This window comes from Mesorhizobium sp. B1-1-1, assembly GCF_006442955.1.
In the GTDB taxonomy this organism is placed as follows: domain Bacteria; phylum Pseudomonadota; class Alphaproteobacteria; order Rhizobiales; family Rhizobiaceae; genus Mesorhizobium.
The window spans coordinates 178,038-202,841 of the sequence record NZ_VFWW01000003.1 but is presented as its reverse complement, the minus strand read 5'-3'; the positions used below and the strand labels follow the sequence as shown (position 1 = coordinate 202,841).

The following is a 24,804-nucleotide window of genomic DNA, read 5'->3' as shown; positions in this document are numbered from 1 at the left end:
CTATCTGCTCGGGCCATCATCAGACATGACCAAGACCAAGCCAAAACCTCTTTTCCTCGGCATCGACACCGGCGGCACCTACACCGATGCCGTGCTGTGGTCCGAAACCGAAGGCCCGCAGAGCGGGCCGAACAAGGGAAAGGTGCTGGCCAAGGCCAAGGCTCTGACCACCAGGCACGATCTCGCCGTTGGCATTTCCGGCGCCGTCGACGCGGTTCTGGAAAAAGCGGTCACCGATCCGGCCGCCATCAAGCTTGTCTCCATGTCGACGACGCTTGCCACCAACGCGCTGGTCGAGGGCCAGGGTGGCCGCGTCGCGCTGGTGATGATCGGCTTTTCCGAGGCGGACCTTGCCCGCGATGGGCTGAAGGCGGCATTGGGCACCGATCCGGTCGTGTTCTGCCCCGGAGGCCACGATGTGCACGGCAATACCGCCAAGCTCGATCTGTCCGGCCTCGAGGCGGCGCTGCCCGGACTCGGCGGCTCGGTCTCGGGCTTTGCCGTCTGCGCCTATTTCGCCACCCGCAACCCGGCGCACGAGATCGCCGCCCGCGAGCTGATCCGGGAGAAAACCGGCCTGCCGGTCACCGCGAGCCATGAATTGTCGGCCAAGCTAGGCGGTCCGCGCCGGGCGCTGACGACGCTGCTCAACGCCCGGCTGATCTCGATGATCGACCGGCTGGTGGCGGCGACCGAGGGCTTTCTCGAGGCGCGCGGCATCGCGGCGCCCCTGATGGTGGTGCGCGGCGACGGTGCGCTGGTGTCGGCGGCGTTCGCCCGCCAGCGGCCGATCGAGACCATTCTGTCCGGCCCGGCCGCCAGCCTGGTCGGGGCGCACCACATGACCGGATTGGAAAACGCGGTGGTTTCCGACATCGGCGGCACCACCACCGACGTTGCCGTGCTCGACAAGGGCCGGCCGCGGCTCGATCCGGAAGGCGCCACCGTCGGCGGCTTTCGCACCATGGTCGAAGCGGTCGCCATGCGCACCTTCGGCCTCGGCGGCGATTCCGAAGTGGCGTTGGAAGACGGCGCTCTCAACCCCAGGCTCCTGCTTGGACCGCGCCGGCTGGTGCCGCTGGCGCTGGCCGGCATGGTGCATCGCGAGGCGGTTCTGGCGGAACTCGAGCGCCAGCTGCGCGCGCCGAACACCGGCCGCATGGACGGCCGCTTCGCGGTGCGCACCGGCGTGCCCGACCGTCTTGCCGCCGGGCTGACCGCTCCGGAAGCAAGGCTCTATGAAGCGATCGGCGCAATGCCCTTGCCCCTCGACAGGCTTTTGACCTCGAATGCCCAGAACGCTACCCTGAACCGCCTGGTGTCGCGCGGGCTGGTGCACATTTCAGGTTTCACCCCGTCGGATGCGGCGCATGTGCTTGGCAAGCAGGCGAACTGGGATGCCGCGGCCGCCCGCCTCGGCGCAGAGCTGTTTGCCCGCAAGCGCGACGGCCGCGGCCAGGCGATCGCGGCCTCTCCCGAGGCGATTTCGGAGCGCGTGCTGGCGGCGCTGACGCGCTGGTCGGCCGAATATATCCTTCAAACCGCCTTCGCCGAGGACGGGCTCGACGGTGCGTCCACCGTGGCGCATGCGCTGGTGCAGCGCGCCGTCGACGCGCATCCCGGCATTGCGCGCCTGAGCGTCGCGCTCGACCGGCCGGTGATCGGCCTCGGTGCCTCCGCGCCGCTGCACTATGCCGGACTCCCGCCATTGGTCGGCAATGACTGCGTGGTGCCTGATGACACCGACGTCGCCAACGCGCTCGGCGCCGTTGTCGGCCAGGTCCGGGTATCGGCGGAGGCGCGCGTCAGCCAGCCCAAGGAAGGTCTGTTCCGTCTTGCCTCGGGCGAAACCGTGCGCGATTTCCTCGACGAGGCGGCGGCGATCGCGGCCGCCGAGGCCGATGTGCGCAGCATCGCTGCGCAGCGCGCCAGGGATGCCGGCACTGACAGCGCCGAGATCGATGTCGCGACCGAATTCCGCGTCTCCACCGTCGAAGCCCAGCGTATGTTCATCGAGGCGCATGTGGTGGCGGTGGCTTCGGGCAGGCCACGGATCGCGGTGTGATGGAGGGTGTAATCTCCCCCCTTGTGGGGGAGATGGCCGGCAGGCCAGAGGGGGGCGCTGTCCCGCCAGCGTCTCGGAGCAGCGCCCGCTCATACTCGACGTCGACCGACTGCACGAAATACTGAAACTTGCCGAGGTCGGCATTCCTTCGCGCCCCCCTCTGCCCTGCCGGGCATCTCCCCCACTTGGGGGGAGATTGGCAGCGTCGCCGCCGGCACCAAGCCTAAAAACCGCGCCTACCAGCCTTGCCTTCACCCTAAGCTGAATTGACCCTGCACTCCCAACATGCCAAAGGCCCGCGAAAGCCTTTCATCTGGAGCAGCCTGATGACCGATCGCGTCGAAATCGCCGGATTGCGGATCGCCGGCGAACTTTATGACTTCGTTGTCAACGAGGCCGCTCCGGGCACCGGCATCGATCCGGACAAATTCTGGAACGGCTTTTCGGCCATCGTCCACGACCTCGCGCCGAAGAACCGGGCACTGCTGGCAAAGCGCGACGCTATCCAGGAAAAGCTCGATGACTGGTATCGCGCCAATGGCGCGCCGGTCGACATGGAAGCCTACAAAACCTTCCTGAAGGAGATCGGCTATCTCGTCCCCGAAGGCCCGTCCTTCTCGGTGACGACCGAAAAGGTCGATCCCGAGATCGCCGTCGTCGCCGGGCCGCAGCTTGTGGTGCCGGTGATGAATGCGCGCTATGCGCTCAACGCCGCCAATGCGCGCTGGGGCTCGCTCTATGATGCGCTTTACGGCACCGACGCGATTCCCGAGACAGACGGCGCCGGGAAGGGCAACGGCTTCAACCCCGCGCGTGGTGCGAAAGTCGTCGCCTGGGCCAAGGACTTTCTCGACCAGTCGGTGCCGCTCACATCGGGCAAATGGGCCGGCGTCAACGGCCTTTCGCTGGCCAATGGCGCGCTGCGGCTCAGTGCCGGCGCCGGCTCGACCACGCTTGCCGACGTCAGGCAGTTCGTCGCCTATCGCGGCGATGCCGCCAACCCGCAAGCCGTGCTGCTGGTCAGCAACGGCCTGCATATCGAGATCCTGATCGACCGCGACAACCAGATCGGCCGCACCGATCCGGCCGGCATCGCCGACATCATCCTGGAATCGGCGCTGACCACCATCCAGGACTGCGAGGATTCGGTCGCGGCGGTGGATGCGCAGGACAAGGTTGTCGTCTACCGCAACTGGCTTGGCCTGATGAAGGGCGACCTGGCCGAAGAGATCACCAAGGGCGGCCGGACCTTTGTCCGCAAGCTCAACCCCGATCGGTCCTACACCTCGCCCAATGGTGGCACGGTGACGCTGCCTGGCCGCTCGCTGATGCTGGTCAGGAATGTCGGCCATCTCATGACCAATCCGGCGATAGCGGACCGCGACGGCAACGAGGTGCCGGAAGGCATCATGGACACCGCGCTGACCGCGCTGATTGCGCTGCACGATGTCGGGCCGAATGGCCGCCGCGCCAACTCCCGCGCGGGCTCGATGTATGTCGTGAAACCCAAGATGCATGGACCCGAGGAAGTTGCTTTCGCCGTCGAGATATTCGACCGCGTCGAGGCTTTGCTCGGCATGACCAAAAATACCATCAAGATGGGCATCATGGACGAGGAGCGGCGCACCACCGTCAACCTCAAGGAGGCGATCCGCGCCGCCAGGGAGCGCGTCGTGTTCATCAACACAGGCTTCCTCGACCGCACCGGCGACGAGATCCACACCTCGATGGAAGCCGGCCCGATGATCCGCAAGGGCGACATGAAGCAGGCCGCCTGGATTTCCGCCTACGAGGCCTGGAATGTCGACACCGGGCTAGAATGCGGGCTTGCCGGCCATGCCCAGATCGGCAAGGGCATGTGGGCGATGCCCGATTTGATGGCGGCGATGCTCACCGAGAAGATCGCCCACCCCAAGGCCGGCGCCAACACCGCCTGGGTGCCTTCGCCGACCGCGGCGACGCTGCACGCCACCCATTATCACAAGGTCGATGTCCACGCCGTCCAGGCGGCGCTGAAGAGCCGGCCGAAGGCCAAGCTCGACGACATCCTGTCGGTGCCGGTCGCGGTGCGGCCCAACTGGTCTCCGGCCGACATCCAGGCGGAGCTCGACAACAACGCGCAAGGCATTCTGGGCTATGTCGTGCGCTGGATCGACCAGGGCGTCGGCTGCTCGAAAGTGCCAGATATCAACGATGTCGGCCTGATGGAGGACCGCGCCACGCTGCGCATCTCCTCGCAGCACATCGCCAACTGGCTGCACCATGGCGTCTGCACGGCCGACCAGGTGATGGAAACGATGAGGCGCATGGCTGATATCGTCGACCAGCAGAACCAAGGCGACCCGCTCTATCAGCCGATGGCCGCCGATTTCAACGGCTCCGTCGCCTTCCAGGCCGCCTGCGACCTCGTCTTCAAGGGCCGCATCCAGCCCAACGGCTATACCGAGCCGGTGCTGCACGCGCGGAGGCTGGAACTGAAGGCGAAGGGAGCGGCCTGAACCGGAGAGTTGAAGCCGGCAGGCGTTCCGTTTCCCTCCTCTCGAAGCAGCGCGAACTACGCCGCCTGTGCCACCCGCTCCGAACTCATCCGGTAGGAGATCGCTTCGGCGAGATGAATGCGGCCGACGGTCTCGCTGGCGTCGAGATCGGCCAGTGTTCTCGCCACCTTCAGCACGCGGTGATAGGCCCGCGCCGAGAAGCCGAGCTTTTCGCTGGCCTCCTTGAGCAGCGACAGGCCCGATGCGTCGGGCATGGCCATCTCCTCGATGACCGCCGGCGCGCAATGCGCATTCGTGGCGGCGCTGGTGACGCCGAGCCGTTCGAAGCGCTCGCGCTGGAGGGCGCGGGCACGCGCAACGCGCAGCGCCACGTCGGCGCTCTTCTCCGCCCGGTCGGGCCGGATCAGGTCGCTGGCCGAGACCGCCGGCACCTCGATCCTGAGGTCGATGCGGTCGAGCAGCGGTCCCGAGATGCGCGCCTGGTAGTCGGTGCGGCAGCGTTCGCCGCGCAGGCAGCGATAGCCGGGCTCGCCGGCCATGCCGCAGCGGCACGGGTTCATCGCCGCCACAAGCTGGATGCGCGCCGGATAGGTGACGCGGTGGTTGGCGCGCGCGATCATGCAGTCACCGGTCTCGAGCGGCTGGCGGAGCGCATCGAGCGTCTGCGGCGTGAATTCGGGAAATTCGTCGAGGAACAGCACGCCGTGGTGCGCAAGCGACACTTCGCCCGGCCGCGCCCGGATGCCGCCGCCGACCATCGCCGCCATCGAGGCCGAATGGTGCGGCGCGCGGAACGGCCGCCGGTCGGTCAGCTTGCCTTCGCCGAGCTCGCCGGCGACGGAGGCGATCATCGACACTTCGAGCAGTTCCTTCGGCGCCAGCGGCGGTAGGATCGACGGCAGCCGCTGCGCCAGCATCGATTTTCCCGATCCGGGCGGGCCGACCATCAGCAGGTTGTGCCCACCGGCCGCCGCCACCTCCAGCGCTCGTTTGGCGGTTTCCTGGCCCTTGATATCGGCAAGATCGGGCAGGTCGCGCGCCGCGGCATGGATGCCGGCCTCCGGCCGGGACAGCACCTGCGTGCCGCGGAAATGATTGGCGATGGCAATCAGGCTGCGCGGCGCGAGTATGTCAAAGTCCTTGCCGGCCCAGGCGGCTTCCGGGCCGCAGGCGAAGGGGCAGATCAGGCCCTTGCCTTCAGAATTGGCCCCAATCGCGGCCGGCAAGGCGCCGGCGACGGCGGCGATAGTGCCGTCGAGCGATAGTTCGCCAAGCACGACATAGCCGGCCAGCATGTCGCCCGGAATGGCGCCAAGCGCCGCCATCAGGCCGAGCGCGATCGGCAAATCGTAGTGGCTGCCCTCCTTGGGCAGGTCGGCGGGCGCTAGGTTGACAGTGACCTTCTTGGACGGCATCGACAGGCCGGAAGCATGGAGTGCCGCCTGCACCCGTTCGCGGCTTTCGGCCACCGCCTTGTCGGCCAGGCCGACGATGTGCATGTTGACCTTGCCGGGCGCTATCATAACCTGCACGTCGACCGGAACGGCCTCGATGCCCTGGAAAGCAACCGTGCGAACCCGCGCCACCATGTTTTGCCCCCGGATCTGGGCTTGCCCCAAGCCTTTTGCAATCAGGCCGCGAAGGGCCTGGCCCGGAGACAATCACAATTCCTCGGCCAAATCAAGAACATTACAGGAACATGCAATCGCTGAAGTTGCAGCGCGATTGTCTCCGGTTGCAAAAACGGAACATGGTTAATACGAAATGAAAACGGTTACTTCCGCTTGGCCTCCACCGCGTCCCAGAACAGGCTGGCGATGTCGGCGCCGCCGAAGCGTTTGACTTCACGTACGCCGGTCGGCGAGGTCACGTTGATCTCGGTCATGTAGTCGCCGATGACGTCGATGCCGACGAGGATGAAGCCGCGTTCCCTCAGTGCCGGCCCGATGCGGGCGCAGATCTCGCGTTCGCGCTCGGTCAGCTCGGTCTTCTCGGCGCGGCCGCCGACATGCATGTTGGAGCGGGAATCGTGCTCGGCCGGCACCCGGTTGATCGCCCCGACCGGCTCGCCGTCAATCAGGATGATGCGCTTGTCGCCCTTGCGCACGTCCTTGAGGTAGCGCTGCACGATGTAGGGCTCACGGAACAACTGGCCGAACATTTCGAGCAGCGAGGCGAGGTTGCGGTCGGCCTCCAGCAGGTGGAAGATGCCCGCTCCGCCATTGCCGTAGAGCGGCTTGACGATGATGTCGCCGAATTCCTTGCGGAAGGCGGCGACCTCCTGGGGATCCTTGGTGATCAGCGTTTCCGGCATCAGGTCGGAAAACTCGGTGACGAAGATCTTTTCCGGGCTGTTGCGCACCCAGGCCGGGTCGTTGACCACCAGCGTCCTGGGGTGGATGCGCTCCAGTATGTGCGTGGTGGTGATGTAGTTCATGTCGAAGGGCGGATCCTGTCTCAGCAGGATCACGTCCATCTCCGACAGGTCGGTTCGCACCTTCTCCCCCAGCGAATAGTGGCTGCCCTTCTCGTCGCGTACCTGCATCTCCTCGATGCGGGCGAACACCTTGCCGTCGCGCAGCGACAGCCGGTCGGGCGTGTAGTGGTAGAGCTGATGGCCGCGCCGCTGCGCCTCCAGCGACAGCGCGAAAGAAGTGTCTCCGGCGATCGACACGGTGGAGATGTGGTCCATCTGGACGGCGATTTTCAGCTTCATGGCAGGTCCCCAGCACGGTCGATGAGAGAGCGATATAAGGGTCCCGGCGCCTTCTGCCAATCGGGCCACGCCGCTAGCGGTCGAAGACCAGCCTGGAATAGCCGAGAAAGGACAGCGCCATGGCGGCCAGCGAAGCGAAAGCAAGGGCGGCCAATGGCGGGGTTGTCGGCAGGACGACAAGGATGGCGCAGTAGACCAGATAGTTGGCGATGCTGGTGGCTATGCCGATGCTGCCATAGCGGGCACCTTCCCGCACCAAGCCGCGGCTCGACGGCGAGAAGGTCAGATGCCGGTTTATCTGCCAGGTGACGCAGAGTGCAAAGCCGATGGACAGCATGCGGGCGCTGAAAGGGCCGAGCGGCGTGACGGCAAGCAGCAGCCAGAGGGCGGCCGCGTCGGCGACGAAGCCGATGCCGCCGGCAAAGAGGAAGCGGATAAGACGGCTCACCGCTTCATGCGGCGCGAGGCGTCTTGCCTGGGCCGGCCTTCGCGGCAGTCGGCTCGCTGGCGCGCTCGCGCCGCTCTATGCGGCCCGAAGGCATCGACAGGTAGAAGATGCGCTTCTGTTCGGCGCGGCCGCGCGACACCGAATCGAGGATCACCCCAGTCACACCAGCCAGCATCGAGAGCAAGAGCAGGCCGACCGACAGCACCCATGTCGGCATGCGCGGCACCAGCCCGGTCTCGGCGAATTCGACCAGCACCGGCGCCATCAGGAACAGGCTCGACGCCAGGAAGACCAGGGCGAAGGCGCCGAAGAAACGCAGCGGTTGCGTTTCCTTCATCAGCATGGCGAACATCCAAAGGATCCTGGCGCCGTCGCGAAACGTCGAAAGCTTCGACGACGAGCCGTCCGGCCGCTTGCCGTAATCGAGCGCGATCTCGCTGACGGGCAATTTGAGCTGCGAGGCATGCACCGACATTTCGGTCTCGATCTCGAAGCCGCCGGAGACGGCCGGGAAGCTCTTGACGAAGCGCCGGGTGAAGACGCGGTAGCCCGAGAAGATGTCGGTGAAATCGCTGCCGAACAGCCCTTTATAGAGGCTGTTGAAGACGCGGTTGCCGAAGGCATGGCCAGTCCTGCCGGCATCGTCGGTGACGCCGCGCCGGGTGCCCACCGCCATGTCGGAGCGCTCGGTCAGAAGCGTGTTGATCAATTGCGGCGCGTCTTCCGGCGCATAGGTGCCGTCGCCGTCGGCCATCAGGTAAATGTCGGCGTCGATGTCGGCGAACATGCGCCGCACCACATTGCCCTTGCCCTGGCGCGGTTCGCGCACCACGATGGCGCCGGCGGCGCGGGCCCTGAGCGCGGTCAGGTCGCGCGAATTGTTGTCGTAGACATAGACCGTCGCCAAAGGCAGCGTCTCGCGGAAGCGCCGCACCACCTCGGCGATCGTCAATTCCTCGTTGTAGCAAGGCAGGAGCACGGCGATGGCGGGTTCGTAGCGAAGCTCTTGCGGCATTTTCCTCTCCGGGTGCCTCGCCGCCACGCGCGGTTCGCGCCGAAAGTCAGGCGCGTTCAGGCGGTTTTACTATTTATTGAAGCCGTTAAGGCTAGGTTTAAGGCCGACTTTACGAGTGTCGATTGGCCGAAAAAGCCCGGCATTCCTGCCAGGGGCGATGGGATGAGCACAGCCAGCAACGGCGCTTCCACCTGGAAGTCCGACATAGCGTTTGCGTTGCTTGCCGCCTTGCTGCTGCTGGCGCTCGATCTCTATGCCGGATTCCCGCAACTGGCCAACCCGGCCGGCGACAATGACAGCCTGCTGCAACTGGTGGAGGTTCGCGACCTCCTGGCCGGCCAGGGCTGGTTCGACCTGCACCAGTACAGGATGGGGCTGGAGGGTGGCTTCGTCATGCACTGGTCGCGGCTGCTCGACGCCCCGCTGGCGCTCGGCATGCTTGCCGTGTCGGCCCAGACGGGCAGTGCCGCTTTGGGCGAGCAGGTCGTGCAGGTGCTCTGGCCGCTCCTGCAATTCTGGCTCGCGCTGTTCTCCATCATGCGCGCCGCGCGCGCTTTCGCTGGCGAGCACGCGGTCTTGCCCGCCGCGGTGGTCGGCGGAGCGGCCCTGTATTATCTCGGAATCTTCTCGCCCGGCGCACTCGATCACCACAATGTCCAGCTGATGCTGACCCTGGCCGGCCTGGCTTTGCTGCTTGAAGCCCCTCGCCACCGGCCCGCCGCCCTGTTTGCCGGCGCGTGCGCCACCCTGGCATTGGCGATCGGCATGGAAAGCGCCCCCTATGCTGGAACCCTGGGCGCCATCGTCGCCCTGCTGTTCCTCGTCAGCGGTGGCGGCGAAAGGCTGATCGCCAGGGATTTTGGCTTGGGCGTCACCGCCGTCTCGGCCCTTGTTTTCATCACCACCATACCGGCGTCGGCATGGGGACAGACCCAGTGCGACACCTTCTCGACCGTGCAGTTCGTGGTTGCCGCGCTTGCCGGCGCCGGCCTTGCGGTCATTGCCTCATGGGGCGCCGCCAATGCGACGTACGGCCGTCGCCTGGTCTCGCTCGGCCTGCTGGCGTTCGTGCTTGTCCTTGTCGTGATGTTTCTGTTCCCGCAATGCCTGGCTGCCCCGTATGCCGGCCTCGACCCGCGCCTCCAGCAGATGTGGCTCGGTCATATCGACGAAGCGCAGTCGATATTCCAGCTCGTCGCGGCTGACCCGGCCAGAGCGGTGGCGCGCTTCGCGACGCCGCTGGTGGCGATCGTCCTGATGGCGCTGCGTCTCGGCAAGGGCGGCTGGCGGCGGCAGGACAGTCTCGTCGGCGCGCTGCTGGTGGTGGCTTTCCTGGTCAGCGCCTGGGAGGTCCGCGGCTCGACCTTCTCCATCGCCTTCGCGGTGATCCCGCTTTGCGCCTGGATCGCCAAATGGCGGCAGCGCGCCGAAAACAGTCCGTCCGGTGGCTCCGTGCTCCGTATGGCCGCAGCCTGGCTGATCTCGGTCAATGCGGTTTGGTCCAGCGCTGCCGAGGCGGCATCGAGCGCCTTCCAGACCGGTGCGGCCGTCACCGACGCCGGCATCGATGCACCTTGCAACAGCAAGGCCTCGTTCGCCGCGCTCGCCCGCATGCCTCACACCACGGTGCTGGCCATCTCCAATCTCGGCTCGCCGATCCTGGCCTTTACCGGTCATCGCGCGCTCGCTGGGCCCTACCACCGCAACGTCGCCGGAAACCTGCTCGTATTCGATGCCTTGCTGGGCTCGGCCACTGACGCGAAAGCCGTCGTGGCAAACCATCGCGTCGGGATTGTCGCGCTCTGCCGCGGCAATCCCGAAACCAGGCTTCTCGCAACCAAGGCGCCTGACGGCTTTCTGGCCGGGTTGATGCATGGCAGCGTGCCGGATTGGCTGGAACCGGTGGCGGAGACCCAGGGCGCGCCGCTGGAGCTCTATCGCGTTCGCCCCGCCGGCTGAGAATCCGCGTGAGCGACGACGCCGTTGAGCCCGGACGGCTTTGCGGAGGGCAACGCACTCCAGCGGCGAAAAATCGATTTTTCCGATACGTTTCCTAAAGGGTTTGCTGCCAGTCTCGGAAATAAATTCCGACTTCGAGAAACAGGGACACCGATGCAAACTTCGTTTGGCACCGGTCAGGCAAACAGGGAGAGCACGGATCTGGCATTCACCGATCCGTTGACCGGGCTTGGCAACCATCGCCGCTTCTTCGACAAGGTCGATCGCCTGATCAGCGACCGTGCCGACGATCCCGCGCCCTTCACCGTCGGCATTCTCGACCTTGATGGCTTCAAGCCGATCAACGATCTGTTCGGCCACAAGGCCGGCGACGACATCCTGATCCAGGTGGCGATGCGGCTGCGCGCCTCGATGGACGGTCATTCCACCGTCTGCCGCATCGGCGCCGACGAATTCGCCTTCCTCTACCCGCTGGTGTTCAGCGAGGAGGCGGCGGCCGAAAAGTCGCGCATGCTGATCGAAATCCTGTCGGCCCCGTATGATGTCGGCGAACGCACGGCGAGGCTGTCGGCCTCCGTCGGCTGTTCGCTGTTCTATTCCGGCGACGAGACCACCGAGATCCTCATCAACAAGGCCGAAACGGCGCTTTACCATGCCAAGCGATCCGGCCGCGGCCGGGTCGTCGTCTATACCCGCGAAATGGAAGAGGCGGCCAAGCGCGTCACCCGCATCGAGCAGGCGCTGCGCCGCGCGGTCTCGGCCGGCGAGGTGGAGCCGCATTTCCAGCCGATCGTCGACCTCACCACGCGCCGCACCATCGGCTTCGAGACGCTGGCGCGCTGGACCGACCGCGATCTCGGCTCGGTGCCGCCGACCGTCTTCATTCCGATCGCCGAGGAGCGCGGCATCATCGGCCCGCTGTCGCAGCTAGTGCTGCGCAAGGCGACCGAGGCGGCGAGAAGCTGGCCGAAGGACCTGTTCCTGTCGTTCAACCTGTCGCCCTCGCAGCTCGTCGACCAGAACACCGGCCTGCACATATTGGCGATCCTCGACCGTACGGGCTTCGATCCGCGCCGGCTGGAGATCGAGATTACCGAGACCGGCCTGATGAACGATCCGGCCTCGGCCGCGCAGATCGTCGAGGACCTGCGCCGCGTCGGCATCCGCGTCTCGCTCGACGATTTCGGCACCGGCCAGTCCTCGCTCGGGCGGCTGCGCGAATTCCATTTCGACAAGTTGAAGATCGACCGCGCCTTCGTCTCCTCCATTCTCGATGACCGCCCGTCGGAGCACATCATCCGCGCCATTCTCGCAATGTGCGAAGGGCTCGGCATGGATGTCGTCGCCGAAGGCATCGAGGAAGAGGCGCAGGCCGACCGCCTCGTCCAGTTCGGCTGCGCCGGTGGGCAGGGCTATCTGTTCGGCAAGCCGGCCGATGCCGACGCCACGCTCGGCTATCTCCGCGATTCCTTCCGCGGCGCCTTGCGCGCCAAGGCAATCTGACCGGGCGATTGACCGGTCCTCGATCGAGGACCGGCCGTGCCTGTGCGTGGTCTCCAGGCTTTTTGTCAGACATAAGCCTCAAAATCCGTCTTTTCGCCCTTGCCCGCCGGATCGGTCTGGCTAGGATGCGCGCCGGTCAACCCGGGAGACGAAAACCATGATGCCATCGGCACGTTTTGCCGACCTCGAAGGCGCTTCGGTGCTGATCACCGGCGGCGGCTCCGGCATTGGCGCGGCATTGACCGAGGGTTTCATGCGCCAGGGCGCCAAGGTCGCCTTCATCGACATCGCCGACAAGCCCAGCACCGCGCTTGCCGACCGCATCGAGAAAGAGCTCGGCCGCCGGCCGCTCTACCTCAAGTCCGATCTGCGCGACATCGAAGCGCTCCGGGCGTCTGCCGCGAAGGCGGCCGAAGCGCATGGCGACGTCACCGTGCTGGTCAACAATGCCGCCTGGGACGAACGCCACGCCGTCGAAGACGTGACGGTGGAGTTTTGGGACAACAACCAGGCGATCAACCTCAGACCGCATTTCTTCACCGCGCAGGCGGTGGCGCCGGGCATGAAGCGGGCCGGCGGCGGCTCGATCATCAATTTCACCTCGACCTCCTACCTGATCAACCACCCCGACATGCCGGCCTACACCGCCGCCAAGGCGGGCATACTCGGCCTCACCAAGGGTTTGGCCGGCAAGCTCGGGCCCGACCGTATCCGCGTCAACGCCGTCGCGCCCGGCTGGGTCATCACGGAACGGCAGCAGGAACGCTGGGTGACGGAGCAGGCGCTTGCCTCTCATGTCGCCAAGCAGTGCATCAAGGACGTCATGCGGCCGGACGATTTGGTCGGCACCGTGCTGTTCCTGGCCTCGGACGCCTCGCGCATGCTGACCGCGCAAATGCTGATCGTCGACGGAGGTTTCCTGTGAGCCCCGGGTTTGCCGGCCCCCGATTTGTCGGCAATGTGCCGGCGGTCGCGGCGCTCGATTGGGGCACGACCCGGCTTCGTGCCTGGCTGATCGACGGCGGCGGCAAGGTGCTTGCCGAGCGTCGCGGCGACGACGGACTGATCACCGCGCGCGAGAAGGGCTTTTCCCGGGTTCTCGAGGGTCATCTCGCCGCCATGGGCGCGCCGGAAACGCTGCCCGTCATCATCTGCGGCATGGCAGGCTCGCGCCAGGGCTGGCTCGAAGCGCCCTATGTCACCGTGCCGGCGCCGATCGGCGCCATCCTGGCCGGCGCGGCCCGCATCCCGGGGGAGAGCCGCGACATTCGTATCGTGCCCGGCCTTGCCCAACGCCTGGCCGATGCGCCAGACGTCATGCGCGGCGAGGAGACACAGCTTGCCGGCGCCGGTTTGCCGGCAAAGGGGCGTGAAATCGTCTGCATGCCGGGCACCCATTCGAAATGGGTTCTGGTTGAGGACGGCGCCGTTGCCGGCTTCGGCACATGGCCGACCGGCGAGCTGTTCTCGGTGCTGGCCGCGCATTCGATCCTGCGCCATTCGCTCGGCGAGCATCCCAAGCCGGTCGACCCGCAGAACCCTTTCTTCCGCCGCTGGTGTGGTGCGGCGTTGACCGAAGGTGGCGACGTCACCGCAAAACTGTTCTCGATCCGCGCCGCCGGTCTGCTCCAGGACATGAAGGCCGACGATGCCGCGGCCTGCCTGTCGGGCCTGCTGATCGGCGGCGAGATCGCCTCGGCGAGGCGCCGCCAGGCCGCGGGCGCCACATCGGTGGTGCTGATTGCCTCCGGCGCGCTTGCGGCGCTTTATCGGCAGGCGCTCGGCCTTGCCGGGCTTGGCGTGCGGACCGTCGACGCGGATGAGGCGGTGCGTGCCGGCCTGGTCGAGGCGGCGCGCGAAAACGGCATGATCGCCAGAACCGGAGTTGCCTGATGAACCAGACCGCTGCGTTCCCGAAGCTCAAGCGCGGGCTGGTCGCCATCCTGCGCGGCCTCAAGCCTGCCGAGGCGGTGGCGATCGGCCAGGCGGTCTTCGATGCCGGCATCGAGGCGATCGAGGTGCCGCTCAATTCACCCGATCCGTTCGCGTCCATCGCCGCCATCCTCAAGGCGCTGCCGCCGGCCGCGCTGGTCGGCGCCGGCACGGTGCTGACGCCGGCCGATGTCGATGGCTTGCACGAAGCCGGCGGCCGGCTGCTGGTCAGTCCCAATATCGATGCCGAGGTGATGGAACGCGCCATGCAATACGGCATGGTCACCATGCCCGGCGTGTTCACGCCCACGGAGGCCTTCCTGGCGATCCGGCTCGGCGCCTCGGCGCTGAAATTCTTCCCGGCAAGCGTGCTCGGCGCATCCGGTATTTCCGCCATCCGCGCGGTGCTGCCGGCTTCGAGATTGGTCGGCGCGGTCGGCGGCGTCTCGGAGAAGGACTTTGCCGGCTACAAGGCGGCCGGCGTCACGGTTTTCGGGCTTGGTTCCAGCCTGTTCAAGCCGGGCATGAGCGTCGAAGACGTGGCCGCGCGGGCCCAGGCGGCGGTGACGGCCTGGGACGCGGTGTTCGGCGGAGACGCAGGATGAGCGAAGCGATCGTTTCGGTTTTTTCCGACCATGTCTGCCAGCTCGGCGAGGGGCCGAGCTACGACCCCGCCACAGACACGCTCTACTGGTTCGACATCGTCAAGGGCCATCTCCTGGAAAAGCGCCTGTCCGGCGGCGCGGCCCAGGTGCACGAGCTTGGCCGGATGGCCAGCGCTATCGCCATCATCGACGACAAGCGCCAGCTGATCGCCACCGAAACCGGGCTTTTTGTCCGCGACGTCGCCACCGGCAGGATGACGCTGCACACACCTGTCGAGGCCGACAATCCGGTCACCCGTTCCAACGATTCCCGCGTCCATCCCTGCGGCGCCCTTTGGACCGGCACGATGGGCAAGGGAGAGGAGAAGGGCGCCGGCGCGATCTACTGGTTCTTCAAGGGCGAATTGCGCAAGCTGTTCTCCGACATCACCGTGTCGAACTCGATCTGTTTTTCCGCGGACGGCGCGCTCGCTTATTACACCGACACCTCGACCGGCCTGTTGATGCGTGTTGCCTGCGATCCGGCGACCGGCCTGCCGGCGGGCGAGCCGAAAGTGTTCGTTGATCACCGGTCGGCCAAGGGCTTCGTCGACGGCTCCGTGCTCGACCGCGACGGCATCCTGTGGAATGCCGTCTGGGGCGGCAAGGTGGTCAAGGGCTATGCGCCCGACGGCAAGCTGGTGCGCACGATCGCCATGCCGGTGACGCAGCCTTCCTGCCCGGCCTTTGTCGGCAAGAACGCCAGCCGGCTGGCGGTCACCTCGGCCTGGCACGGCAAGGACGAGAAGCAGCGTCAGCTTGACCCGCAGGCAGGCATGACCTTCCTCCTCGACATCGAGGTCAATGGCCGGTTCGAGCCGCGCGTGCTGATCGCCTAGGGCATTTCTATATTCAGGTGACGCCGGCCTTTTCGGCTCGGCCCGACTTGAGTCTCGGTACCCGATGCACCGCGTCTGACGGGATCATTCAGCCGGCTGTCACGCAGGCGTCCGGCCCGCGTCGGTTTCGCGAAAGCCTGGCGTCTTCGCCATGCGATGGTGTGGAATTGCACCATTGGGAATCATGTCATGTCCAGCCTAAGGCTGATCCTCGTCCACGAGCCGGAAAAGGCCTGCCTCGAGCGGCTCCTCGCCGATGGCCACCCGCCGGAGCGTGCCGCCGAAATCGCTTCTTACCTGGCGCAATCGACCGATCTCGCGCATGAGTTCGACGCCCTCGCTTCTGCCTTCAAACGACGCGATCTCGGCTTCGCGGCGGTGGAGCTGGACGATGCCGCCGATATGCTCGCCAAGGCCGACCCGGCGGCCACGCTGGTCTGGACGCTGACCGACGGCATCGCCTATTTCCGGGGCGGCGCGGCGCCTGCGCTTGCCAGACTGAACGGCCTGAAGGCGATCGGCGCCGAGGATTCGCTGTTCGCGCTCTGCCAGGACAAGTTTCGCTCCGGCGCCGTGCTCGGCGCGCTCGGCCTGCCTGTGCCGCGGGCCGGCCTGGCGCGCAACGGACAATGGCTGGTCGAGCCGCCGGTTTCCGCCGCCGGCTGGTTCGTCAAGCCGAACCGGCTCGGCGCCAAGATCGGCATCTGGCCGGAGTCGCGCTGCGGCGATCTCGGCCACGCGCTGGAGCTTAGCCGGCGTGTTTTCGCCGCCTATCGCGACGACGTCGTCGTCCAGCCCTATGTCGCCGGCCGCAACGCGCGCGCCAGTTTCCTGGGTCTGACGCCGGACACCGGCGTCGAAGCGCTCGGCGTCGCCTTCGTCGAGTCCGGCGGCGATTTCCAGACCATGGAGGACAGCCTGGCGCTTTACGGCGAGACCGGCGAGGCGGCGAAGGCGGCGGGCAAATACGCCGAGCCGCTTCTGCTTCCGGTCGCCGAAAGCCAGCCGGTCGCCGATGCAAAAGTCCGCGCGATCGCCGAACGGCTGATGAGCGGGCTCGGCCTGCGCGACGTGTTCTCCATCGATCTCCGCATCGAGCCCGACGACACCGTTCACCTCATAGAATTCGAAGTCTGCCCCGGCCTGCCCTGCTTCGATTTCCGCGCCTATTGCCGGTCGCAATGGAACCTGGAGCTCGCCGACGCCATGGCCGAAACCGCCGCCAGCCGGCTAATCGGGCCGAATCGTCGCGCCTAGAGCAATCCAACAAAAGTGTGTGCGGTTTTCCCCGCAAAAGCGCGTAGCGCTTTCCCTTGGGAATTGCGCAAAAACAAAGAGATAGAGCGGCTCGCCGCTTCCCGTGAAACGGTGAACTGCTCTAAGCGGCGCGACGGCAAATCCAAGCTTACTCGGCGAAAATGGACGTCCGGCGGAATTATCCCTGCGGCATTCGCTCGAAGGTCTGCAACGATGGGTCGATCATGTCCCAGGCATGGCCGCGGATGGCATATGTGACCACCTGCGGATTGAACTGGCCGGGATCATCAAGGCTGGTCGCGTGAACCGCTATCAGGTCCGGCCTTGCGACCTGCGTCAGGTAGACCGGCGTTCCACAGGTCGGGCAGAAGGCGTGGATCTTTTCGTTGCCGCTGTCGCCCGCCACCCGCCAGGTGCTCGCTTCGCCCGTGATCGTCACATCGGCTCGCCGGGGGAAGGTCAGATAGGAGCTGTGGCCCGTGCCGCTTCGCTTCTGGCACTCGTGGCATTGGCAGTGGTTTTGAAAGATGGGTTCGCTGCTCGTTTCATAGCGGATCGCACCGCATGCGCATCCGCCGGTGTAGCGTTTGGTCATTGTCGTTTTCCTGCAGTCGGATTTGCTGGTCAGGCCGATTTCGGCTTGGCGAAAATATCGATGCCGCTGCCGGTCTCCAGGAAGGATTTCATGCTGGACAGCACCGCCGGCCATCCCTGGCTGACGCCCTTCGCCATGCCGCTGCCGGCTTCGAGTTCGTCATGGCTGACGGTCAGCCGCACCATCGTGTCGTATTCCTCGATGGCGAACGTCACCCGGCTGTATTTCGACGCATCGTCGGCCTGCGAAGCGTTTGCCCAGGTCATCACGAGACGGGTCGGCGGCGAGATCTCGACGACCTTGCCGACCAGTTCGACGGTGCGCTCGTCATTGGCGCGGATATGTTCCCATTTCGATCCCGCCTTCCAGTCCGAGACGTTCTCGTGGCCCCAGTAACGCCGTGCGATGTCGGGCCTGGTTATGGCCTCGAACACTTTTTGCGGCGTCGAGCGGATGTAGGTCACGTAGACAAAGCTGGTCGTCTCTGCGGTCATTTGTCTTCTCCTTCGAGTTCCTGTTTCAGGTCATGCAGCAGGCTGAGCCGCTGGCGTTCGAATTTGCGCACCCAGCGCTCGTAGACCTCGTGCAGCGGCACGGGATTGATGAAATGCAGCTTCTCGCGGCCGCGTTTGACCGTGCTCACCAGATTGGCCGCCTCCAGCAGGTCGATGTGTTGGGTGGCGGATTGCCTGGCCATATCGAGATGTTCGCAAAGCTGGCCCAGCGTCTGCCCGTTCTTCTCGCACAGAAGATCAAGCAGCCTTCTGCGCGTCGGGTCGCCCAGCGCCTTGAAAACCTTGTCCGCGTCCATTGGGTTCACTCTGATGTGAAGCCATAATATGCAGGTAAATACCTGCATGTCAACCCGCGATCGGCCGGCATCAAAATTACCCCGTGTAAGGGCTGTTCGGACGCGATTGCTAAAGGGATTATGCGTCAGCCATGTCGTGGCCGTTGTCGAACGACTGTGCCGGTTGTCACTCAAAGACAACCGGTCGGGGCGCCGCCTGCTGGGCCAGGCTGCGGGATGTGAACCTCAGGACTCGTGCAAAGGCCGCGGCCGGCACTGATGCCGGCCGGGATAGCCTCAGACGCCCTCGACCAGCACGATCTCGCCGTCGGCGACCTTCTGGCGAATGGCGGCGGCGCGCTGGTATTCAGGTGAATGGTAGCAGTCATGCGCGGCGGCAAGCGTCTCGAACTCGATGACGACGTTGCGCGCGCGGCCGGCCCCTTCTGCCTTCTCATGCTCGCCGCCGCGCGCCAGGAATTTCGCGCCGAAGCGCTCGAAGGCCGGCTTGGCGGCGGCGACATAATCCTTGTAGCCTTCCGCGTCGCGCACATCGACGCGGGCGATCCAGTATCCCTTGGGCATCCTTCTTCTCCGAAGCCGTTCGTTGGAAATTATGCCGAGCGCATTTCGTCGAGGATGGCTTCAGCCGCCGCGCGTCTGTCCGCCGCGGCGACGATCGGGCGCCCGACGACCAGATGGCTGGAGCCGCTGCGGATGGCATCCGCCGGCGTCATCACGCGCTTCTGGTCGCCATGGTCGCTGCCGGCGGGGCGTATGCCTGGCGTCACCACCGCCATGTCGGGCCCGACGATGCGGCGCACCGCCTCTGTTTCCGCGGCCGAGCAGACGATGCCGCCCATGCCTGCATGCAGCGCCTGTTCCGCGCGCCGCAGCACCAGCGTGTGCGGGTCGTATTCATAGCCCGCGTCGATCACGTCCTGTTCGTCCATCGAGGTCAGCACGGTGACGGCAAGCAGGCAAAGCTCGCTGCCTCTCGCCGCCTCCACCGCCGCCCGCATCGTCTTTGGATAGGCATGCAGCGTCAGCATAGTCATGCCCATCTTGACGATGTTCTCGACCCCCTTGGCCACCGTGTTGTCGATGTCGAGCAGCTTCATGTCGAGAAAGATCTTCTTGCCCCCGCTGGCGAGCTCCTTTGCGAAATCGAGCCCGCCGGCGAAGGCGAGCTGGTAGCCGATCTTGTAGAAGGAGACGACGCCGTCGAGTTCGCAGACCGCCTTCTCGGCCTCTTTCAAGCTCGGCACGTCGAGGCCGACGATCAGCCTTTCGCGCATTGTGTCGGTCTGCATGGCGTTGGCGATCACGGCTCGACCCGGGTCGACAGCATGCGCGAGGTTTCGATCAGCGTGCGGCATAGGTGCTCCATGGTTCGGTGCAGTCGTTCGTCCTTGAAACGCCCGTCCTCGTCGAAGGCGTTGCCGCCTTCCGGCACCGAGCATTCCGGCGTCACCACCTCCATCTGGCAACGCACCAGCACGGCGCGCAGATGGTTGATGCAGCGTATCCCGGCGAAGTGTCCGCTGGAAGACGAACTGAGGCCGGCGACCTTGCCGGCAAACGGCCTCACCGCACGGCCGCCATCCTTGCGCACCCGGCTCACCCAGTCGATCGTGTTCTTGAGCAGCGGCGGAATGGAGCCGTTATATTCGGGCGTGGCGATCAGCAGCCCGTCATGGGCAATGATCATCCGGGCAAGTTTCAGGGCGTTTTCGGGGACGCCTTTTTCCTTCTCCAGATCCTCATCCATGATCGGCAAGGGATAGTCGCCAAGCGAGATGCGAGTGACCTCGGCGCCTTGCACCGCAAGTTCCTTCTGCGCCACGTCGGCGGTCCTGCCACTGAAGGCCCCGGCCCGGACCGAGCCGGCAAAGACGAGGATTTTTGGGATCACTGCCATTGGCCAACCTTGTTCCCGGACAGGTACAGCCAGAGCCCGCTCAAATCAATGCAGATCAGGCAAAGCGTCATCCCCGGGCTTGCCCCGAGGATCTGCCAACGCATCCAAGTCAGACATTTTCGTCCCAATGCCCACCGCATCTGATACCGCTATGCGGCAGATCCTCGGGACAAGCCGCAGGATGACGACTTTCGAAGACATTCGCGGTCGGCTTCGCAATCCCTAATGCGCCTCGCGCCGGTAGATCCACAGCTGCGTCGGCGGGATGTTGCGAATGATGAAGTCGAAATGCTTGACCGTATAGTCGCCGCGGCCGGGCGGGATCGGCGACATCGGGCCGTAGGTCAGCTGCACGATCGGCCGGCCGGCCGGAATGCGGTCAAGCAGGCTTTCGATATAGGCGATGCGCTGGGCGACCGGGAAGTTGAGCAGCGGCACGCCCGAGACCACCGAATCGAACATCATCCCGCTCTTGTCGCCAAGCGTGGCGTTGAGATCGAAGGCGTCGCCCTCGATGACGTTGACGCCGGGATAGAGCCGGCGCAGATGGCGCACGAAGTCGGTGGAATATTCGACCGCGTAAAGGTTTTCAGGCCTCACGCCCTGGGCCAGGATGGCGCGGGTGATGACGCCGGTGCCGGGCCCGACCTCGAGCACCGGCAGACCGGACTTCGGGTCGACGATCGAAGCCATCTTGCGGGCGGTGATGGAGCTGGTCGGCACGATCGAGCCGACCGTCTTCGGCTTGTCGATCCAGCCCTTGAAGAACTTCAGCTCGTCATCGAACTTTTCGGCAAGCGCCTTCCGCAGTCCCGGACCACGTGTCATGCAAGCTCTCCTCAGCGCTCCCCTGAGAGCTACTTAACACCTAAGCCGCCCAAGGCAAGGCAGGGTCATGCCTATGTCGTGGATAAGATAGTTTTCGTCGCGTCTAAAAATGCGCGCCTACTGCGGTTTTCACGGCGCGTGTCGGCCGCCCGGCAGGTGAGGCGCAGCGCCGACACCGGCAAGGCAAGCCACACGCGCACAGGCCGTCGATCAACGCTCGCCGAACGACTCGAAAAAGTCCTTCATGCGGGCGAAAAAGCCGCTCGACTGGGGGGAATTGTCCTGTGAGGAGAGCTGTTCGAATTCCTCCAGCAGCTCGCGTTGGCGGCGCGACAGGTTCTGCGGCGTCTCGACCGCCGTCTGGATGTAGAGGTCGCCGACATTGGGCTGGCGCAGCACCGGCATGCCCTTGCCCTTGAGGCGGAACTGGCGGCCGTTCTGGGTGCCCTCCGGCACCTTCACCTTGGTCTGCGTTCCGTCCAGCGTCGTCACCTCGAACGAGCCGCCAAGGGCGGCAGTCGTCATCGAGATCGGCACCTTGCAGTAGAGGTCGGCGCCGTCGCGCTGGAAGAATTCGTGCGGCTTGACCGCGAGGAAGATGTAGAGGTCGCCCGACGGCCCGCCGCGCAAGCCGGCTTCGCCCTCATTGGCAAGCCGGATGCGGGTGCCGTCCTCGATGCCGGCTGGGATGTTGACCGACAGCGACCGCTCCTCGGTGACGCGGCCCTGGCCGGCGCATTTCGGGCACGGATCTTTGATCGTCTGGCCGCGGCCCTGGCATTGCGGGCAGGTGCGCTCGATGGAGAAGAAGCCTTGCGTGGCGCGCACCTTGCCGTGGCCGTTGCACATCGAGCACGTGACCGGCTGGGTTCCGGGCTTGGCGCCGGTTCCCGAGCATTCCGAACAGGAGATCGAGGCCGGCACGCGGATCTGCGCGGTCTTGCCGGCAAACGCCTCTTCCAGTGAGATTTCCATGTTGTAGCGCAGGTCGGCGCCGCGCTCGCGGCCGCCGGAAGAGCGGCGCTGGCGGCCACCCATCATGTCGCCGAAAATGTCCTCGAAAATGTCGGCGAAGCCGCCGGCGCCGAAGCCGTGTGCGCCGCCGTTCATGCCGCCCTGCTCGAAGGCCGCGTGACCGAAACGGTCATAGGCCGCGCGCTTCTGCGGATCCTTCAGCGTCTCGTAGGCTTCGTTGATTTCCTTGAACTTGTGCTCGCAGGCATGGTCGCCCGGATTGCGGTCGGGGTGGAACTGCATGGCGAGCTTGCGGAAAGCGCTCTTCAGTTCCTTGTCGTCGGCACCCTTGTGCACGCCCAGCGTCTCGTAGAAATCAGCTTTCATTTTTTCCCGCTGTCCGGATGCTCAACGTCTTCATGCAGTGTTGCGTCGTTTGCCGGCACGTTGCCACGATTTAGGATCGGCGCAGCCCGGATGCTAGGGCCGGTGCGGAGCTGTTCGTGCTTTTCGACGATTTTTTCCGCACTTTTTCTGCCAGGGTTGCAAAAAAGCCCGGCTTTGCGCCGGGCTTTCCGCTTTATCTTGCCGTCAGCCGGTTCAGGCCGACTTCTTCTTGTCGTCGTCCTCGTCGATTTCCTCGAAATCGGCATCGACCACATCCGAGTCCTTGGCGGCGTCCGCCTTGGCATCGGCTTCCGCCGCTTCCTTCTGCGAGGCCTCGTACATGGCCTGGCCGAGCTTCATCGAAGCCTCCGCGAGCGCTTGGCTCTTGGCTTCGATTTCCGCTGCGTCGTCACCCTCGGTAGCGGTCTTCAGCGCCGCGATCGCGTCCGATATCGCCGTGCGGTCGGCTTCCGAGACCTTGTCGCCATATTCCTTCAGCGACTTCTCCGAGGAATGCACCAGCGCCTCGGCCTGGTTGCGGGCCTCGACCAGCGCGCGCCGCTTCTTGTCGGCGTCGGCATTGGCTTCGGCATCCTTCACCATCTTCTCGATGTCGGCGTCCGAAAGGCCACCCGAGGCCTGGATGCGGATTTGGTGCTCCTTGCCGGTGCCCTTGTCCTTGGCCGAAACGTTGACGATGCCGTTGGCGTCGATGTCGAAGGTGACCTCGATCTGCGGCACGCCGCGCGGGGCCGGCGGAATGCCGACCAGGTCGAACTGGCCGAGCGCCTTGTTGTCGGCGGCCATTTCGCGCTCGCCCTGGAAGACCCGGATGGTCACGGCCGACTGCGAATCCTCAGCCGTCGAGAACACCTGGCTCTTCTTCGTCGGGATCGTCGTGTTGCGCTCGATAAGCCGGGTGAACACGCCGCCCAGGGTCTCGATGCCGAGCGACAGCGGGGTCACGTCGAGCAGCAGCACGTCCTTGACATCGCCCTGCAGCACGCCGGCCTGAATGGCGGCGCCGAGTGCGACGACCTCATCGGGGTTGACGCCCTTGTGCGGCTCCTTGCCGAAGAACTGCTTCACGATTTCCTGGATCTTGGGCATGCGGGTCATGCCGCCGACCAGCACCACTTCGTCGATCTCGCCCGCCTTCAGGCCGGCATCCTTGAGCGCCGCCTTGCACGGATCGATGGTGCGCTGGACGAGGTCTTCGACCAGGCTTTCGAACTTGGCGCGCGTCAGCTTCAGCGTCAGGTGCTTGGGCCCGGTGGCGTCGGCGGTGATGAACGGCAGGTTGATCTCGGTCTGCGTCGTCGACGACAGCTCGATCTTGGCCTTCTCGGCAGCCTCCTTGAGGCGCTGCAAGGCAAGCTTGTCGTTCTTCAGGTCGATGCCCTGTTCCTTCTTGAACTCGGCCGCCAGATACTCGACGAGGCGCATGTCGAAATCCTCGCCGCCGAGGAAGGTGTCGCCATTGGTCGACTTCACCTCGAACACGCCGTCACCGATCTCGAGCACCGAAATGTCGAACGTGCCGCCGCCAAGGTCATAGACGGCGATGGTCTTGCCGTCCTTCTTGTCGAGGCCGTAGGCGAGGGCAGCCGCGGTCGGCTCGTTGATGATGCGCAGCACTTCGAGGCCGGCGATCTTGCCGGCGTCCTTGGTCGCCTGGCGCTGGGCGTCATTGAAATAGGCGGGAACGGTGATGACCGCCTTCTCGACCTTCTCGCCGAGATAGGCTTCCGCCGTTTCCTTCATCTTCTGCAGGATCATGGCCGAGATCTGGCTGGGCGACTGCTTCTTGCCGCCGGCCTCGACCCAGGCATCGCCATTGTCGCCCTTGACGATCTTGTAGGGGACAAGCTTCTTGTCCTTTTCCGTCACCGGATCGTCATAGCGGCGGCCGATCAGGCGCTTGACCGCGAAGATGGTGTTTTCAGGATTGGTGACCGCCTGGCGCTTGGCCGGCTGGCCGACGAGACGTTCGCCGTCGCCCGAGATGGCGACGATGGAAGGCGTCGTGCGCGCGCCTTCCGCATTCTCGATCACCTTCGGCTCCTTGCCGTCCATGATGGCGATGCAGGAGTTGGTGGTGCCGAGATCGATACCGATTACTTTTGCCATTTTTCTAGTCTCTCCGCTAAGCAGGCTCTCAGGACCCGTAAGGCGTTCCGACGAAAGCCCCTGTTCACAAGAAATCCCGTTCGGCAACCGCTGTTGCGGCGCTGGACGGCTTGGCGCGTATATAAGAACAGGCAGCATCGGGCGCAAGCATTCTGCGCAAGGCTTCCACCATCCTCGCCAGCGGATGGCGAAACGGCGCAATTACGCCTGCGCCTGAGGCATTTGCGCCCGTTCCGCCTCGCTGCGGTCTGGAAAGAATAATCAGACCCCACGGTGAACCTTTCCGCCTCCGCGTGCGACTGACGCTCAGGCGCCGCATGATG

At 65.3% G+C, this 24,804-nt stretch carries 22 protein-coding genes; 9 read left to right on the top strand and 13 right to left on the bottom strand.

Features of this window, described 5'->3' with window-relative positions; all coding sequences use genetic code 11:
• The first annotated feature begins 25 nt into the window (after positions 1-25).
• The gene (locus FJ986_RS06570; RefSeq protein ID WP_140582705.1) at positions 26-2,065 is read left to right on the top strand and encodes a hydantoinase/oxoprolinase family protein; all 2,040 of its coding nucleotides are present in this window, start codon (positions 26-28) and stop codon (positions 2,063-2,065) included.
• A 326-nt stretch (positions 2,066-2,391) separates the two neighbouring features.
• On the top strand, positions 2,392-4,563 hold the full coding sequence (locus FJ986_RS06560; RefSeq protein WP_140673750.1) for a malate synthase G: 2,172 nt from the start codon (positions 2,392-2,394) through the stop codon (positions 4,561-4,563).
• Positions 4,564-4,619: 56 nt separating this feature from the next.
• Here the strand turns inward: FJ986_RS06560 and FJ986_RS06555 are convergent, their stop codons facing one another.
• The 4 genes from FJ986_RS06555 to FJ986_RS06540 form a co-directional block, all read right to left on the bottom strand.
• Positions 4,620-6,152: a YifB family Mg chelatase-like AAA ATPase gene (locus FJ986_RS06555; RefSeq protein ID WP_140673748.1), complete on the bottom strand. Its 1,533-nt coding sequence runs from the start codon at positions 6,150-6,152 to the stop codon at positions 4,620-4,622.
• Positions 6,153-6,337: 185 nt separating this feature from the next.
• Positions 6,338-7,279, bottom strand: coding sequence for a glutathione synthase (gene gshB / locus FJ986_RS06550; protein ID WP_140514181.1), 942 nt, complete (start codon positions 7,277-7,279; stop codon positions 6,338-6,340).
• 73 nt (positions 7,280-7,352) lie between these two features.
• Positions 7,353-7,727 carry a GtrA family protein gene (locus FJ986_RS06545; protein ID WP_140514183.1) on the bottom strand — a complete coding sequence of 125 codons (375 nt, stop codon included), beginning with the start codon at positions 7,725-7,727 and terminating at the stop codon, positions 7,353-7,355.
• A 4-nt stretch (positions 7,728-7,731) separates the two neighbouring features.
• Positions 7,732-8,742, bottom strand: a complete 1,011-nt coding sequence (locus FJ986_RS06540) for a glycosyltransferase (RefSeq protein WP_140514184.1) — start codon at positions 8,740-8,742, stop codon at positions 7,732-7,734.
• 162 nt (positions 8,743-8,904) lie between these two features.
• Here FJ986_RS06540 and FJ986_RS06535 point away from each other — a divergent pair, with 162 nt between their 5' ends.
• The 7 genes from FJ986_RS06535 to FJ986_RS06505 all read left to right on the top strand — a co-directional run bounded on the left by FJ986_RS06535 (position 8,905) and on the right by FJ986_RS06505 (position 16,876).
• On the top strand, positions 8,905-10,701 hold the full coding sequence (locus FJ986_RS06535) for a GtrA family protein (RefSeq protein ID WP_140673746.1): 1,797 nt from the start codon (positions 8,905-8,907) through the stop codon (positions 10,699-10,701).
• A 153-nt stretch (positions 10,702-10,854) separates the two neighbouring features.
• A complete protein-coding gene (locus FJ986_RS06530; protein WP_140491655.1) occupies positions 10,855-12,204 on the top strand; it encodes an EAL domain-containing protein in 1,350 nt (449 codons plus the stop codon).
• A 157-nt stretch (positions 12,205-12,361) separates the two neighbouring features.
• Complete coding sequence (locus tag FJ986_RS06525; RefSeq protein WP_140491653.1) at positions 12,362-13,129, top strand: SDR family oxidoreductase; 768 nt, start codon at positions 12,362-12,364, stop codon at positions 13,127-13,129.
• Positions 13,126-14,097 (top strand): 2-dehydro-3-deoxygalactonokinase, encoded by a 972-nt coding sequence (locus FJ986_RS06520; RefSeq protein ID WP_140491651.1) that lies wholly within the window; start codon positions 13,126-13,128, stop codon positions 14,095-14,097. The genes FJ986_RS06525 and FJ986_RS06520 overlap by 4 nt, the downstream gene beginning before the upstream one ends.
• Positions 14,097-14,741, top strand: coding sequence for a 2-dehydro-3-deoxy-6-phosphogalactonate aldolase (locus tag FJ986_RS06515; protein ID WP_140673744.1), 645 nt, complete (start codon positions 14,097-14,099; stop codon positions 14,739-14,741). The genes FJ986_RS06520 and FJ986_RS06515 overlap by 1 nt, the downstream gene beginning before the upstream one ends.
• A complete protein-coding gene (locus tag FJ986_RS06510; RefSeq protein ID WP_140673742.1) occupies positions 14,738-15,619 on the top strand; it encodes an SMP-30/gluconolactonase/LRE family protein in 882 nt (293 codons plus the stop codon). Before FJ986_RS06515 ends, FJ986_RS06510 begins: the two co-directional genes overlap by 4 nt.
• Before the next feature lie 189 nt (positions 15,620-15,808).
• Positions 15,809-16,876 carry a D-alanine:D-lactate ligase-like protein gene (locus tag FJ986_RS06505; RefSeq protein ID WP_140673740.1) on the top strand — a complete coding sequence of 356 codons (1,068 nt, stop codon included), beginning with the start codon at positions 15,809-15,811 and terminating at the stop codon, positions 16,874-16,876.
• Between the two features lie 178 nt (positions 16,877-17,054).
• On the opposite strand, the gene FJ986_RS06500 is transcribed toward FJ986_RS06505, so the two are convergent.
• From FJ986_RS06500 to dnaK, 9 genes are all read right to left on the bottom strand, one after another.
• Positions 17,055-17,471, bottom strand: coding sequence for a GFA family protein (locus FJ986_RS06500; protein ID WP_140673738.1), 417 nt, complete (start codon positions 17,469-17,471; stop codon positions 17,055-17,057).
• 29 nt (positions 17,472-17,500) lie between these two features.
• Entirely contained in the window at positions 17,501-17,965 is a 465-nt protein-coding gene (locus FJ986_RS06495; RefSeq protein ID WP_140582720.1) for an SRPBCC family protein, read from the bottom strand.
• Positions 17,962-18,282 (bottom strand): helix-turn-helix domain-containing protein, encoded by a 321-nt coding sequence (locus FJ986_RS06490; protein WP_140491640.1) that lies wholly within the window; start codon positions 18,280-18,282, stop codon positions 17,962-17,964. Before FJ986_RS06490 ends, FJ986_RS06495 begins: the two co-directional genes overlap by 4 nt.
• A gap of 276 nt (positions 18,283-18,558) precedes the next feature.
• Entirely contained in the window at positions 18,559-18,846 is a 288-nt protein-coding gene (locus FJ986_RS06485; protein WP_140491638.1) for a DUF1330 domain-containing protein, read from the bottom strand.
• Between the two features lie 29 nt (positions 18,847-18,875).
• Positions 18,876-19,589: an orotidine-5'-phosphate decarboxylase gene (gene pyrF / locus FJ986_RS06480; protein ID WP_181167606.1), complete on the bottom strand. Its 714-nt coding sequence runs from the start codon at positions 19,587-19,589 to the stop codon at positions 18,876-18,878.
• Positions 19,586-20,182: an NADPH-dependent FMN reductase gene (locus tag FJ986_RS06475; RefSeq protein WP_140491631.1), complete on the bottom strand. Its 597-nt coding sequence runs from the start codon at positions 20,180-20,182 to the stop codon at positions 19,586-19,588. The genes pyrF and FJ986_RS06475 overlap by 4 nt, the downstream gene beginning before the upstream one ends.
• A gap of 222 nt (positions 20,183-20,404) precedes the next feature.
• Positions 20,405-21,010 (bottom strand): phospholipid N-methyltransferase PmtA, encoded by a 606-nt coding sequence (gene pmtA, locus FJ986_RS06470; protein ID WP_140673736.1) that lies wholly within the window; start codon positions 21,008-21,010, stop codon positions 20,405-20,407.
• Between the two features lie 210 nt (positions 21,011-21,220).
• Positions 21,221-22,351 (bottom strand): molecular chaperone DnaJ, encoded by a 1,131-nt coding sequence (gene dnaJ, locus FJ986_RS06465; RefSeq protein WP_140491627.1) that lies wholly within the window; start codon positions 22,349-22,351, stop codon positions 21,221-21,223.
• Between the two features lie 213 nt (positions 22,352-22,564).
• Positions 22,565-24,481 (bottom strand): molecular chaperone DnaK, encoded by a 1,917-nt coding sequence (gene dnaK, locus FJ986_RS06460; RefSeq protein WP_140514198.1) that lies wholly within the window; start codon positions 24,479-24,481, stop codon positions 22,565-22,567.
• Positions 24,482-24,804 lie beyond the last annotated feature (323 nt).

What these genes read in the sequence shown, in the direction of transcription:
- FJ986_RS06570 (WP_140582705.1), top strand. Translation starts at nt 26, where the DNA reads ATGACCAAGACCAAGCCAAAACCTCTTTTCCTCGGCATCGACACCGGC.
- FJ986_RS06560 (WP_140673750.1), top strand. Translation starts at nt 2,392, where the DNA reads ATGACCGATCGCGTCGAAATCGCCGGATTGCGGATCGCCGGCGAACTT.
- FJ986_RS06555 (WP_140673748.1), bottom strand. Translation starts at nt 6,152, where the DNA reads ATGGTGGCGCGGGTTCGCACGGTTGCTTTCCAGGGCATCGAGGCCGTT.
- gshB (WP_140514181.1), bottom strand. Translation starts at nt 7,279, where the DNA reads ATGAAGCTGAAAATCGCCGTCCAGATGGACCACATCTCCACCGTGTCG.
- FJ986_RS06540 (WP_140514184.1), bottom strand. Translation starts at nt 8,742, where the DNA reads ATGCCGCAAGAGCTTCGCTACGAACCCGCCATCGCCGTGCTCCTGCCT.
- FJ986_RS06535 (WP_140673746.1), top strand. Translation starts at nt 8,905, where the DNA reads ATGAGCACAGCCAGCAACGGCGCTTCCACCTGGAAGTCCGACATAGCG.
- FJ986_RS06530 (WP_140491655.1), top strand. Translation starts at nt 10,855, where the DNA reads ATGCAAACTTCGTTTGGCACCGGTCAGGCAAACAGGGAGAGCACGGAT.
- FJ986_RS06525 (WP_140491653.1), top strand. Translation starts at nt 12,362, where the DNA reads ATGATGCCATCGGCACGTTTTGCCGACCTCGAAGGCGCTTCGGTGCTG.
- FJ986_RS06515 (WP_140673744.1), top strand. Translation starts at nt 14,097, where the DNA reads ATGAACCAGACCGCTGCGTTCCCGAAGCTCAAGCGCGGGCTGGTCGCC.
- FJ986_RS06510 (WP_140673742.1), top strand. Translation starts at nt 14,738, where the DNA reads ATGAGCGAAGCGATCGTTTCGGTTTTTTCCGACCATGTCTGCCAGCTC.
- FJ986_RS06505 (WP_140673740.1), top strand. Translation starts at nt 15,809, where the DNA reads ATGTCCAGCCTAAGGCTGATCCTCGTCCACGAGCCGGAAAAGGCCTGC.
- FJ986_RS06500 (WP_140673738.1), bottom strand. Translation starts at nt 17,471, where the DNA reads ATGACCAAACGCTACACCGGCGGATGCGCATGCGGTGCGATCCGCTAT.
- FJ986_RS06495 (WP_140582720.1), bottom strand. Translation starts at nt 17,965, where the DNA reads ATGACCGCAGAGACGACCAGCTTTGTCTACGTGACCTACATCCGCTCG.
- FJ986_RS06490 (WP_140491640.1), bottom strand. Translation starts at nt 18,282, where the DNA reads ATGGACGCGGACAAGGTTTTCAAGGCGCTGGGCGACCCGACGCGCAGA.
- FJ986_RS06485 (WP_140491638.1), bottom strand. Translation starts at nt 18,846, where the DNA reads ATGCCCAAGGGATACTGGATCGCCCGCGTCGATGTGCGCGACGCGGAA.
- FJ986_RS06475 (WP_140491631.1), bottom strand. Translation starts at nt 20,182, where the DNA reads ATGGCAGTGATCCCAAAAATCCTCGTCTTTGCCGGCTCGGTCCGGGCC.
- pmtA (WP_140673736.1), bottom strand. Translation starts at nt 21,010, where the DNA reads ATGACACGTGGTCCGGGACTGCGGAAGGCGCTTGCCGAAAAGTTCGAT.
- dnaJ (WP_140491627.1), bottom strand. Translation starts at nt 22,351, where the DNA reads ATGAAAGCTGATTTCTACGAGACGCTGGGCGTGCACAAGGGTGCCGAC.
- dnaK (WP_140514198.1), bottom strand. Translation starts at nt 24,481, where the DNA reads ATGGCAAAAGTAATCGGTATCGATCTCGGCACCACCAACTCCTGCATC.